This window comes from Mesorhizobium sp. M7A.F.Ca.MR.176.00.0.0 (assembly GCF_004023165.1).
Taxonomy (GTDB): Bacteria; Pseudomonadota; Alphaproteobacteria; order Rhizobiales; family Rhizobiaceae; genus Mesorhizobium.
On sequence record NZ_RZTC01000001.1, the window covers coordinates 110322 to 123185 of the forward strand.

9 protein-coding genes are annotated in these 12864 nt (G+C 61.1%); 2 read left to right on the forward strand and 7 right to left on the reverse strand.

Annotation, left to right across the window (positions count from 1 at the left end):
- Position 1: 1 nt before the first annotated feature.
- The 7 genes from nadE to EOB59_RS00510 form a co-directional block, all read right to left on the reverse strand.
- Positions 2–985, reverse strand: a complete 984-nt coding sequence (gene nadE, locus EOB59_RS00470; RefSeq protein WP_281061695.1) for an NAD(+) synthase — start codon at positions 983–985, stop codon at positions 2–4.
- A complete protein-coding gene (locus tag EOB59_RS00475; protein ID WP_348629343.1) occupies positions 982–3675 on the reverse strand; it encodes an AMP-binding protein in 2694 nt (897 codons plus the stop codon). The genes nadE and EOB59_RS00475 overlap by 4 nt, the downstream gene beginning before the upstream one ends.
- Positions 3676–5000: 1325 nt before the next feature.
- Complete coding sequence (locus EOB59_RS00490) at positions 5001–5594, reverse strand: DJ-1/PfpI family protein (RefSeq protein ID WP_013533129.1); 594 nt, start codon at positions 5592–5594, stop codon at positions 5001–5003.
- 72 nt (positions 5595–5666) lie between these two features.
- The gene (locus EOB59_RS00495) at positions 5667–6617 is read right to left on the reverse strand and encodes a substrate-binding domain-containing protein (RefSeq protein ID WP_023808960.1); all 951 of its coding nucleotides are present in this window, start codon (positions 6615–6617) and stop codon (positions 5667–5669) included.
- A 54-nt stretch (positions 6618–6671) separates the two neighbouring features.
- Positions 6672–7670, reverse strand: a complete 999-nt coding sequence (locus tag EOB59_RS00500; RefSeq protein ID WP_127395959.1) for an ABC transporter permease — start codon at positions 7668–7670, stop codon at positions 6672–6674.
- Positions 7658–9250: a sugar ABC transporter ATP-binding protein gene (locus EOB59_RS00505; protein ID WP_127395958.1), complete on the reverse strand. Its 1593-nt coding sequence runs from the start codon at positions 9248–9250 to the stop codon at positions 7658–7660. The genes EOB59_RS00500 and EOB59_RS00505 overlap by 13 nt, the downstream gene beginning before the upstream one ends.
- 11 nt (positions 9251–9261) lie before the next feature.
- The gene (locus EOB59_RS00510; RefSeq protein ID WP_127267874.1) at positions 9262–9963 is read right to left on the reverse strand and encodes a GntR family transcriptional regulator; all 702 of its coding nucleotides are present in this window, start codon (positions 9961–9963) and stop codon (positions 9262–9264) included.
- 176 nt (positions 9964–10139) lie between these two features.
- On the opposite strand from EOB59_RS00510, the gene EOB59_RS00515 reads away from it, so the two are divergent.
- Both EOB59_RS00515 and EOB59_RS00520 read left to right on the forward strand, forming a co-directional pair.
- On the forward strand, positions 10140–11366 hold the full coding sequence (locus EOB59_RS00515; RefSeq protein WP_128287395.1) for an iron-containing alcohol dehydrogenase: 1227 nt from the start codon (positions 10140–10142) through the stop codon (positions 11364–11366).
- 16 nt (positions 11367–11382) lie between these two features.
- Complete coding sequence (locus EOB59_RS00520) at positions 11383–12864, forward strand: NAD-dependent succinate-semialdehyde dehydrogenase (RefSeq protein ID WP_127811198.1); 1482 nt, start codon at positions 11383–11385, stop codon at positions 12862–12864.

Genomic DNA, 12864 nt, shown 5'->3' on the forward strand with positions numbered 1-12864 from the left:
GTCAGTCCCTGTCCATCGCAGCGGGCAGCTGTGGCCGTGCGTGAAGATAGCGTGCAGCGCGGCGTTTGCTGACGATATCCTTATAGACCTTCTCGACTTGCGCGGCAGTGAGGCCGGCGGCAGCGGCAACCACGCCGGCCGAAATTCCGTGATTCATGCCGTAGAGGCACAAATCCATCAGCTGATAGGGCAAGGCGAAGTAGAACTCCTCCTGGGTTTGCGCCATGGAAAACGTGTCCGTGGTCGGCGGCCTTGTTCGCACCTCCTGGTCAATACCAAGATATTCCGCCAGATGGTAAACCTGGGTCTTGTAGAGATGGACGATAGGCATCACGTCGGCGACGCCGTCGCCCTGCTTGACGAAGAAGCCTTGGTCGTATTCGAGCCGGTTCGGCGTGCCTGCCACTGCATAGTTGAGGCGGTCCGCGTGATAATATTCAGTCATCTTGCGAACCCGCTGCTTGTAGTTGGTGGCAGCGACGATCTGCAGGTAAGCCGCCGGCGACAGACGCACGGTGTCGATCTTTCCGTGCGGATCCTCGACCGTAAGGCGCGTGATATTGAGGCCGCTGCTCTCCAGCACCGATGCCATGACCAGCTTGCATTTCCAGCCTTCGCCATATCCAGGGACGGCAGTTCGGATGGCCTCGATCTGTCGGGCGTAGGCGCCGATGCCTTCAAGCGCCGGCTCGATATCTTCAAGGATTGTGTCGATGCCAAGCTGCCCGGCGACGCTGCGGCCAAGCCTCAACGAGTCGCCTGACGAATGGCGCTCCGGCATGAACAGGCCGAGCACCTTGTCCTTCCCGAACGCCCGTGCGCACAGCGTTGCGACGACCGAACTGTCGATGCCTCCGGAGAGCCCGACGACCACTCCGCGACGCCGTTGTGTGCCGAGAACCTGTTCGCGCAAAGTCTCGACGATGCGATCGATCTCCAGCCGGGCATCGAGCGCCAGCACATCGCTGCTGAATTCCCCGATCAGGTCGATGACACTGCCTCCTGTTGGCGTGACTCGACTGAAGAGTAGGTCTCGGTCACAGCGTTTTCGATGAGCGGGCGATTGATGGTCAGATGGGGCTCCACGACCATGTCGATGTGAGTGCCGGCGATCGGAATGACGTCCAGATGGACGAATGCCCGGTCCCACCCGAGTGCAAGCGGCATTCCGGGCCGCGCGCAACGGAACAAGGTGCCGGTGATCGGCAGTATCGGCCTGGGTTCTGCCAGCCATTGGAAGAAGGCGCGCGCCCGCAGAACCTCCTGCAGTTCCAGTTTGGTTCTGAAGCTCGTCGGGTTGAACTGACCCTCGGCATAGCGGTCGAGGAAGCTGGCAAGCCGGGATTCGCAGTGCATTTTGACCGCGACCTTGGCAAGCGCGCGGCACGCCACCCGACTAGCCGATATACGATTGGTTCGGATCCGGTGAAATGTCCGGGTAATGGTCTCCCAACGCTTGCTGCGCTCGCCGACCAGACTGGTATCCAGAATGCCCGTGAACGCTACCGCTCGCCCTTGATCAAGCAGACGCGCGGCAACCTCAAAAGCGACCGCTCCTCCGAGCGAGTGGCCAAGCAGGCGAACACAGCCGGTAGGCTGCACGCGGTTGATATGATCGATTGCAGCTTCGACCATTGCGGCGACAGTGTTCTGACCTTGCAGGATCATGCCCAGGGCCGGATATCTGATGGGAGACACCCTGGCGACCTTGCTTATTGCCGATGCGAACGAAGCAAGGCTCGGACCATAGCCGACCGAACCGGGGAAAAGGAAAAGCAGCGGAGGCTCGTGTTTCCAGGCGGGCGCGTGCTCTCCGCCTCCTTGAGCGGAAATGACCGCTGCAACCATCTCATCGAAGCTCATTCCAACCGTGAAGGCTTCCAATCCGAGCTCCTGCCCGATCGCGCTTTCGATTTCCATCACGCAATGGAGCAGCTTAAGCGAATCTCCCCCCGCTTCATCCCAGCACCCCAGGGCGACCCGCGTCTTAAGGACCTTGGTCCAGGCACGCCGTACTATCTGATGAGCAGGAACTTCATTTCCCGCATGGGCGATTTGCGGTGGGGGCGTTGTTTCCCGAACCGAAAGGTCGATTGCAGCCAGCGTTGCCATATCGATCTTTCCGCTGGCCAGTCGCGGTATCTCGGCGCTTGCATGGAGCCGCAGCGGGCAAAGCGCCGGCGGCAATTTTGTCCTGGCAAGTTGGCGCAGCTCGTCGCAAAAACTGGCTCCCGCCCCGCCGTGCGGGACGGCGAACGCAACCAGTTCATTCGCCGGGGTGACGATAACCACGGCATCCTTCACCGACGGCGCGCCACGCAGAACCCGTTCGAGTTCGGCCGGCTCAACGCGCCGCCCATTGACCTTTATCTGGCGCCCTTTGCGACCGATGATCCGCAACAGGCCATCACTCCCAATTTGCACAAGATCGCCCGTCGCAAAGATACGAAGCGTCTGGTCGTCGGGATCTATTTCAAACGGAACGACTGCCCCATTTTCCCAATATCCGAGTGCGACATACGGGCTTCTGATCAACAGTTCTCCGATCTTGCCGGGCTGAACCGGGTAACCCTCTTCATCGACAATCGCGAAGCCGATTCCCGGAAGCAGCCAACCGACGGGAGCTGAGGAATCGAATTCCGGCCAATCGTGCGGCAAGAACCACTGCGATCCAGTCGTTTCCGTCGATGAATAGCCGATCTGCACCAGGCAAGTTGGCGGGACAGCCTTGCGCACCAGGCGGATGTCGGCCGAGGACACCTTCTCGCCTCCAATTCGGGCAACCCTGAGTGAACCAAAGGCGTCCGCGGGCTCATCCGCCAGGAGAGCGCGAAGCAATGCCGGCACCAGATAGGTGATCGTCACGCCTTCCGATTGCATGCGGCCGCGAACCGCGCGCAGGCCCACGGCTTCGACCTCCACAAGCTGCAACGTAGCACCCGTAAGAAGAGCGGCAAGGATTTCCCGACAACCGGCGATGGTTGCCGGGCCGGTCAGGGGCAGGAAAACATCCTGCGCATTGATGTGGCACGCGTCGACATATTGCTGCACCCGGCACAGCAAGTTCCGCTGGCTGTTGACAATTCCCTTGGGGCGGCCCGTGCTGCCGGAGGTATAAAGCACGATTGCCGGTGCATCGACAGAAACGGTACGGTGTCCAGCTGGACGAAGCGTTGCCTGCAACGATTGCGCTATCTCGATCCGGGCAACGTGCTGGGGCAGATCAAGGCCGTGGAGGCCTTTGTCGCCAATTATGGCGGAGAGCCTCGCGTCGGCGACGATTTCGTTGATGCGCGAGTCCGGATCTCGCACGTTAAGCGGCACCGACGGTCGACCGGATGCCATGCTGGCCAGCATGGCAACGGTGTACCAGACCGAGTTGGCCTGAAGTATTCCAACCGCATTTCCGTCGGGAACGACGGCTTCAATCCGGCTGGCCAAGGCCTCGACCGCCCGAAAAAGCTCGGAATAGGTCAGTCGGTTGGTGCCGTCGCTGGCGGCTAATTTCTCGGAATAACGCCCGGCGATTTCCCTCAGGTGATCAAAGACCGGAATATCGACGAAGCCAGTTCCCATCCGTTGATGCAGGCGTAGAACGGGCCCGCCCTCGTCAAGAGCATGATCGGGAACTTTTGACCATCGACAAGAGACCACCGCTTGGTAGTCAGCCTGCACCGTTTGAATCGCCCTCGAAGATTCTAAATGCGCCAGAGACATAAGGGCCCCACGCTAGGATTGTTGCCGCTTATCGCCCCGCGGCATGATCTTTTCATCAATCATTCGGATGATGCGCGAGGCGGTCTTGATCGCTTAAATCGTTCGAAGTTGAGCATGCCAGCCTGCGCTCGCTCGGCTGTGCTACCTTACCGAAGTGTCGGGCTGTGCGCTGCGGTCCGCTTCGCCAGTGCCTGAAACGAAGCAGTATGCGAATACTTCCCCTCCAAGCTCATCCGTGACACGAACCCAGTTGTTTTCCCATGTCCTCAGGGTAACCTGGCGTCCTGTTGATATAGTCGCCGCCGTGAACGGGCTGGACGCATTGACATTACTCGCCGCAACCACGTCGTCCCCTTCCATTTGCTCTACCAGGTATGTTTGCATCACTGCTCCTGACTGCAGGGCATGGCCGGTTCAATTGCGTGTAGCTGGAGGCATGACCTTCCAACCGCAGGGAACGGATTTCGTTCCATGCAACAGGCAACCCTGCCGCCGGCAGTCAGCGTTCAGTCGCCCCGCCGCCCCCGGGCAGGACCATGGCCTAGCCGCTGAATGACTTGGTCAGGACTGAGCTATGCTTTGGCGAAGGTGGAGCCTCGCGCTGCGCCGCATGCTTCTGGAACAGTGCAATCTTGTCGGGATAAGTAATCCGGATTTCGCTGTGACACCCCTCGCAGCGATATTTGGATGCAACCTGAAACCAGCGCCCGGGTTTCAGCAAAGCCAATCCGCAACGCGGGCATTTGAACGTCATTTCAAGAGGGCATAGATTCTGACACAGCGGCATTTCGCAACTTCCATAAGAGATATCTAATGTTAGGCAACGGCAGCCGGCCGGAATCGTTCCTAGACGCCGTTCTTTTCGTCAGGCCGATGACCAACCCGGACGCCGGGAGACCATTTGCCCGCGATGCCAGCTTGACTGACGCAGGCCTGAACTCAGGCGCATCCCGCTTTCATGGTGACGTCGCGCCTGAGCGCCGATCGAACGGTTGTCAGAAGGTTTTGTGGGAACTTGTTCACCGGACCTCGGCACCGAGCGTGATCGCTTGGGGCGACGACGGGCCGCACGGTCGACGACACGACCTCTAATCCGGACGCCGAAACAGCGCCGCGCGCCAGCACAAGAAGGACGAAAGCAGCGCAACCAGGCGGCACTCCTTGAGCATCTCGCCTATACCGGTGCGCTCGACAGCCGCGATCCCGACCGAATTGATATGGATATGGAGGCGCTATTGAAGAGAACCGACGCATCCCTTGGGGAATGCGTCGGTTCCAGAAGCTTACGCGTGGCGGATTTCCGTTCCCAGCACCTTCAAACATTCGCGGATGAACGCAGCAAGCGCCGTCCAGCCTTTGGCAGAAACCATTGTCCCGTCCACATAGGCCTCGGTCGGCGACAGGTCGATATAGGTGCCACCCGCCAGTGTCACTTCAGGCTCGCAGGCGCCGAGTGCTGCGACCTTCTTGCCACGCACCACGCCGTCGACAGCGATCAGGATCTGCACACCGTGGCAGATGGTGAAGATCGGCTTCTTGGCCTCGTGGAAATGGCGCACGATCGCCTGCACGCGCTTGTCGGTGCGGATGTATTCCGGGCCGCGGCCGCCCGCGCAGTAGACGGCATGATATTGATCGAGCTGCCTCTCAGCTTCCGAGAAAGTCTTGTTGATCAGCGCATAGTGGCCGAGCTTTTCGGTGTAGGTCTGGTCGCCCTCGAAGTCGTGCAGCGAGGTCTTGATCAGATCTCCGGCGTTCTTGTCCGGGCATACCACGTGGATGGTGTGGCCGACGGCTTCCATGGCTTGCTGATAGACAAAGATTTCGTATTCTTCGGTGAACTCACCGGTCAGCATCAGTATCTTTTTGCCTGGCATGGCTCTTCCTCTCAGTGTTTGAGCTAGGCGAGGCGCAGACCGCGCCCTGCCTTTCGGTGAAATCGGATAGGGTTAGAATGGCGAGTCAGGGAAATAGTATTCCTTGGCGTTGGCTTGGGTGATCAACGGCGCGTCGAGCTTGACGGTGCCACGGACGGGTGCCTGGCCGATCAGGTTGGCGACGGTCATGTAGATCGCGGTCTTGATCATCGACGGCGGATATGGCGTCTCGACCGGCGTCATGGCGTCGCCGTCGATCACCTTCTTGACGATGTCCTTCATGCCGTTGCCACCGAGCGCCAGCTTGATATCGGTCCGGCCCGATTGCTTGACCGCTTCGAGCACGCCAAGCAGCATGTCGTCGTCATTGGCCCAGACCGCATCGATATGCGGGTACTTGGCCAAATAGTCCTGCATCAGCTTGAAGGCCTCGTCGCTGTTCCAATGCGCGTATTGGATGTCGAGGACTTTCAGGTTCGTACCCTTGATCGTGTCCTGGAAGCCCTTGATGCGCTCGTCGTCGATGACGGTCGGAATGCCGCGCAGCACAACGACGTCGCCCTTGCCGCCGAGCTTGTCGATCATGAACTTGGCTGTGTTGGTGCCAACCGCGATATTGTCGCCGGCGAGGTAAAGATCCTGGACGGAGGCGTCAGTCAGACCGCGATCGACGACGGTGATGAACGTGCCCATGTCCTTGATAGCCTTGACCGGCTGAGTCAGCTCTTCCGAGCTGTAAGGCAGGATCACCAAAGCGTCCAGCTTGCGGCTGGCCGACAGGTCCTCAAGCGCGCTGACCTGCTCCGCCGCGGACGGCGACGTCTTCACGACCACCTCGACGTTCGGGAACGCAGCATTGATTTCCTTGGCCGCCGCTTGTGCGTGATAGACGATGCCCGCCGTCCAACCGTGGTCGGCTGCCGGTATCGACACCGCGATGACCTTCTTGTCTTGCGCCATGGCCTGGCCGGCCAGCAGCAGCGCGCCAAGTGTCGCCGCCGCAATCCATTTTCTACTGAACATTGTCTTCTCCCTTGGACCTACAAGAACGTTGATCCGCGTGGTCCGGACGCGGCGCTATTTCGAATTCGAAAACCGCTGGATGAGCATGGCGATGATGATGATGACGCCCTGAACAGCGGCGACGAGGTATTCGGAGACGAAGTCCGACAGCACCATGAGGTTGGCGATGAGCTCCAGGATGACGGCGCCGGCGACTGTTCCCCACACATGGCCCTTGCCGCCGCGCAGCGCGGTGCCGCCAATCACCACTGCGGTGATGACCTGCAGTTCCCAAAGCTGTCCGGTCGTCGGCGTTGCGGCGCCCAGGCGCGGCACGTAGCAGATCGCGGCAATGGCCACGCAGACACCCTGGACGATATAGGCGACGGTCCGTGTCCTGATCACCGAGATGCCGGAATAACGGGCGACATCCTCATTGGCGCCGACCGCCGCGCATTTGCGGCCGTATTTCATCTTGTACAGGATGAAGGATGCGACCGCGGCGACGGCGATGGATATGAGGATTGGAACCGGGATGCCGGCAACCGTGCCGAAATAGACAGGCCGGTAGGCCTCGCGCAGCGATCGGTCGATCGGTATCGTGCCGCCGTCGGTCAGATAGGTTATCAGCGCCCGGAAAATCCCCATCGTGCCCAGCGTGGCGATAAACGGTTCGATCCTGCCGACCGTGACGATGAGGCCGTTGGCAAGCCCGCACAGCAGGCCGACCAGGATCGCCACCGCCATGCCGGCGGGAATAGCCCAGATACCGGCATGCGGCGCCACCGTGTTCATGAACATGATGGTGATGCCGGTGATGAAGGCGGCCATCGAGCCGACGGAAAGATCGAGCCCGCCGGACGAGATCACAAATGTCGCGCCGACCGCGATAATGGCGATGAAGGCGCTGCGAGTGATGACGTTGGCGAGGTTGGTGGCGGACAGGAAATCGTGGTTGATGAGGTAACCCACGACCAGGAGGGCCGCCAGCGCAAGGAAGGGTCCGATGTCGGTCCAACTGACATTGAGATCCAGGGCGCGACGCCTGGGTGCGGATTCGGTCATGACAGCCATTCTGTGCCTCCCTTGGCTTTTGGCCCTGGCTTGGGGCCACTGGTCGCCAGTACCGCCACGTTGCTTTCGGTCATTTCGGCGCCGCTGACCTCGCCGGTGATGCGGCCTTCGCGCATCACCAGGATGCGGTCGCAGATGCCGATCAATTCCTGCATCTCCGAAGAGATGACGATGCAGGCCTTGCCCTTCGCCACAAGCTCCTGGATGAAGGCATAGATCTGCGCCTTGTTGGCGATGTCGATGCCACGCGTGGGCTCGTCGATAATGACCACCGAAGGATCGGTCAGCAGCACCTTCGCCAGCAGCAGCTTCTGCTGATTGCCCCCGGAAAGCTGGCCCGCTTTGGCGCCGAGGCTCTTCAGCCTGATGTCATATGCCTCCACGGCCTGTTCCAGGGCCTTCGCTTCACTGCGCCGACCCATCGAGAGGCCGGGATGGAACACACCGAGCGCCGACAGCGTCAGGTTAGGCGCCAGGTGCTCCTGCAGCAGCAGTCCCTTGCCCTTGCGATCCTCGGTCAGGTAACCGACGCCGGCGTCGATCGCCGCGCGCGGCGATTGGAAATGGATCGACTTGCCCTCAAGTTCGACCTTGGCGGCCGACGGGCGCAGGCCGATAATGCCTTCGAAGAGTTCGGTTCGGCCTGCGCCGACCATGCCGGCGAACCCGAGGATCTCGCCTTTGTGGACCGTGAACGACACGTCCTCCGCATAGCCGGGAACGGAGGCGTTCCTCACGCTCAGCATCGGTACATCCGAAGGCGCTGCGGTCCTTTCAGGATAGAGTGCGGTCAGTTCGCGACCGACCATCAGCCGCGCCATATCCATCTGGCTCAGCGTCTTGCCGGGATAGGTGCCGACCATCTTGCCGTCGCGCAGAACGGTCACCTTGTCGGCCACCCGTTGCACCTCGTCCAACCGGTGGCTGATATACAGCACGGCGGTGCCGTGAGCCTTCAGTCGCAGGACGATCTCCAGCAGGCGCTCGACCTCGCCACCGGTCAGAACGGCGGTCGGCTCGTCGAAGATAACCAATTTATAGTCGTCAAGCAGAGCACGAGCGATCTGCACCATCTGCCGGTCTGCCAGCGAGACGTCGCGCACCAGTGCCCTCGGCGAGACCACGCAACCGATCTGCTCCAGTTTCTCGGCTGCCAGCCGGCGCATGGTGCGGTCATCCACGACCAGGCCACGCGAAAGCTCTCGCCCGAGAAACAGATTGTCGGTGACCGTGAGCCCCTCGGCGAGCAGGATCTCCTGGTGAACCAAAGCGATACCGGCATCCTGTGCCTGGCTGGGCTTGGCAAATTTCACCGCGTGTCCGTTCATCGACAATGTGCCGTGGCTTGGCTCGACATAGCCGGACAAAAGCCGCATCAACGTCGACTTGCCGGCACCGTTCTCGCCAATGATGGCGTGGATCTCACCGGGGAGGACGTCTAGGGTGACGTCCGACAACACCGTCACCGGGCCGTATTGCTTGGACAATTGCTGGGCGCGCAGCACCGGTTCGAGCGAACCATGCGCATTGCTGGACAACGTGCTCCCGCCCTCCCCGGCGATATTCGCGGCAATGGACATCCGTTCCGACCTCAATCGAATGCCGGGAGCAGGCGATCGCGCGAGTGCTCTATATGGATGCGCATCGCCTTTGCGGCGGCATCGGGATCGGCAGAGCCGAACGCGGCAAGAATCGCCTCGTGTTCGTCAAGTGCCTCTTCGGTCACACGTGCATGAAACATCAGGCGGAAGATGTGGAAGTGCGTGTGCTGGTGGCTCAACGTCTCGCGGATGAGTTCGTTTTGAGAAAACTCCAAGATCTTGTCGTGGAAGATCGCATCCTGCCTGGCGAAGTTCGAATAGCGTACGCGATCATCCTTGCCTTCGCGGCGTGACATCACGCCGGCGGCTTCGAGCAACACATTGAACTTGGCCTCGTCCATCATTGCGGCGGCCTTCGCGGCGCCATGCGGTTCGAGCAGCAGACGCATTTCGTACAATTCGTCGAAACGGCGCCGGGTGATCTGGGGTGCGGCACGATAACCGATCAAATGCGTCTTGAGCACGAGGCCTTCGCCTTCGAGCCGGCCAAGGGCTTCGCGGATCGGCGTGTGCGAGACGTTGAATTCCTTGACCAGGCTGTCGACTGTAATGCGTGAGCCTGGTGGGATCTTCAGCGCCATCAACTGCGCGAAGATGGCTTCATAGACATCTTCGACGAGACTGTTGGCGCGCTGGATGCGACCAGCTCCAATGGTGGCGTCGCTTGGGTCGGGTAAGTTTGCGGTCTGCATATTTTGCCTCTTGACAGTGAGGACTGCTAACACGATGGTTCCGTCGATGCAATCCTATATCCTATACGATTTTGAAGCGGATATTTTTTAAGGGCGTGAGACACGCTCTTAGACCGTCCGATCCAAGCCCAGTTCAATGCCTCCGTTTCCAGTCAGCCGCCGTCAAAGGACCGATCATGACCCTCTTCGCCGCCCTGCGGTTGCCGCGTGAAATCCTGTTCGGGAAGGGGCAGCGCCATGTGTTGCCGACGGTCGCCGCCCGGTTCGGCCGACGCGCGCTGGTCTGCACCGATGAGCGTTTCGCGGGCACAGCGGTATTCGCCGACATCATCAAGTCCCTTCAGTCAGCCTCGATCGAAGTCCTTGTGCATGACCTCGTTCTGCCCGACGTGCCACGCGACACGGTCGGCATCTGTGTCGAGGAAGCGAAGGGGTTCAGGCCGGACATGGTGATCGGAATCGGCGGCGGCAGCTGTCTCGATTTCGCCAAATGCACCACGCTGCTTCTCAGCCATGGCGGCAAGCTCCAGGACTATTACGGGGAGTTCAAGGTGCCGGGTCCGACACTGCCGCTGATCGCCGTGCCTACCACGGCCGGCACCGGCTCCGAGGTGACGCCGGTCGCGGTGATTTCCGACCCGGACCGGACGCTCAAGGTCGGCATATCGAGCCCTCACCTTATCGCCGCAGTAGCTCTGTGCGATCCCGAACTGACTATGACCTGCCCCCCCGGCCTGACCGCGATCGCCGGCGCTGACGCGCTGACCCATGCGATCGAGGCCTTCACCGCCATGCGGCGCGGTGAAGACCCCAATCTGCCGCAACAGCATGTCTTCATCGGCAAGACTGCGCTGACCGACCATTTCGCGTTGCTCGCGATAAAACTGCTTGGCAGGAGCCTGGAGAAAGCCTGCAGCGACGGCACCGATGCCGACGCGCGCGCCGATGTCATGATGGGCGCTCTGGCGGCGGGCTGCGCGTTCGGCACCGCCGGCACGGCGGCGGCACATGCCGTGCAATATCCGGCAGGCGCCCTCACCCACACCGCCCATGGTTTGGGCGTGGCGACAATGATGCCTTACGTGATGACCTATAACAGCCGCGTCGCCGCTCACGAGATGGCAGAGATCGGCGCGGCACTTGGCTTGGAGACCAAGGCCAGAACCGCCGCCGAGATGGCAGCCGCCACAATCGAGGAGATCAGGCGATTGTTCGCGGCGATCGGTATTACGCCGACACTGGCGGATTTAGGCCTCCCCGCCGATAAGCTTGACTGGACAGCCGAGCAAGCGCTCGGCATCGACCGCCTGATCAAGAACAATCCGCGTGCCTTCGATCTCGGCACGATGCGACGCCTCGTCCAGGCTGCCCATGACGGCGACCTCGCCGCCTGCGTTATGTGAAAAACGGAACAAAGCGATGAACTTGAACGCTCAGCAACTCGACCAGGACGGCTATGACGTGCGCGGTTTTTCGCACGGGCTCTACATTGACGGCACTTGGCGACCGTCCTCCGACGGTCGGCTCATCGATGTCGTCGATCCCTCCTCCGGGGCGGTGATCGCGGCGGTTCCCGATGCGACAGTCGAGGACGCGACCGCCGCCGTCGAAGCCGCGGCCAAGGCGGCCAAAGGATGGCGGGAGACGGCGCCGCGCAAACGCTCGGAAATCCTTCGGCGCTGTTTTGAACTCATGGTCGAACGCTCCGAAACGCTTGCCATGCTGATCTCCCTGGAGAACGGCAAGGCGCTGCGCGACGCGCGCGGCGAAGTGGCGTACGCCGCCGAGTTCTTCCGTTGGAATGCTGAGGAAGCGGTCCGTATCACCGGCGAGTTCGGCACCGCGCCCTCCGGCAGCAATCGCATCGTGGTGGATTATGAGCCGATCGGAATTTGCGTGCTGATCACACCGTGGAATTTTCCGGCCGCTATGGCGACCCGCAAGATCGCGCCGGCGCTGGCGGCAGGCTGCACTGTCGTCCTGAAGCCGGCAAGTGAAACACCGCTGACGGCCTATGCGCTGGCGGCACTCTACAGCGAAGCCGGCGTGCCTGCCGGTGTCGTCAACGTGCTGACCACGACCAGTCCCGGGCCGCTGACTTCGGCCATGCTCGCCGATCCGCGCGTCAGGAAGCTGTCCTTCACGGGGTCGACGGGTGTCGGCCGAACCTTGCTCGGCGAGGCTTCAAAGCATGTCATTTCCTGTTCGATGGAACTCGGCGGCAATGCCCCGTTTGTCGTCTTCGACGATGCCGAACTCGACGCCGCCCTCGACGGCGCGATGATCGCCAAGATGCGCAACGCCGGCGAAGCCTGCACCGCCGCCAATCGCCTCTATGTACAATCGGGAATTTGTGATGCTTTTGCCGACGGGCTCCGCAAGCGCATGGCGGCACTTAAGGTGGGAGCGGGACCGAATGCAGACACAGAATGCGGGCCGATGATCACCAGAAAGGCTGTCGACAAGATCGACCGCCTGGTCAAGGACGCCGTGGGCCGGGGGGCCAAGGTGCTTTGCGGCGGGTCAATTTCGGAGGAAGAAGGATTCTTCTATCCGCCCACAGTGCTGTCCGATGTGCCGCCCGATGCGGAGATGGCGCACGAGGAGATTTTCGGCCCGGTGGCACCCATCACACGCTTCGACACCGAGGCCGAGGCGATCGCACATGCTAACAACACGGAATATGGCCTGGCCGCTTATATATACACACGCGATATTGGACGCGGCATGCGGGTGGCGTCGGGGATCGAGGCCGGCATGATCGGTCTCAACCGAGGACTGATGTCGGATCCGGCCGCACCATTCGGAGGCGTCAAGCAGAGTGGCCTTGGCCGCGAAGGCGGCCAGCACCACGGCATCGCCGAGTTCATGGAGGCTAAATATATTGCCGTCACCTTCTGA

Bases quoted from the DNA above. Each gene is read 5' to 3' on its own strand.
- EOB59_RS00490 (WP_013533129.1), bottom strand. From the start codon at position 5,594: ATGCCAGGCAAAAAGATACTGATGCTGACCGGTGAGTTCACCGAAGAA.
- EOB59_RS00495 (WP_023808960.1), bottom strand. From the start codon at position 6,617: ATGTTCAGTAGAAAATGGATTGCGGCGGCGACACTTGGCGCGCTGCTG.
- EOB59_RS00500 (WP_127395959.1), bottom strand. From the start codon at position 7,670: ATGGCTGTCATGACCGAATCCGCACCCAGGCGTCGCGCCCTGGATCTC.
- EOB59_RS00505 (WP_127395958.1), bottom strand. From the start codon at position 9,250: ATGTCCATTGCCGCGAATATCGCCGGGGAGGGCGGGAGCACGTTGTCC.
- EOB59_RS00510 (WP_127267874.1), bottom strand. From the start codon at position 9,963: ATGCAGACCGCAAACTTACCCGACCCAAGCGACGCCACCATTGGAGCT.
- EOB59_RS00515 (WP_128287395.1), top strand. From the start codon at position 10,140: ATGACCCTCTTCGCCGCCCTGCGGTTGCCGCGTGAAATCCTGTTCGGG.
- EOB59_RS00520 (WP_127811198.1), top strand. From the start codon at position 11,383: ATGAACTTGAACGCTCAGCAACTCGACCAGGACGGCTATGACGTGCGC.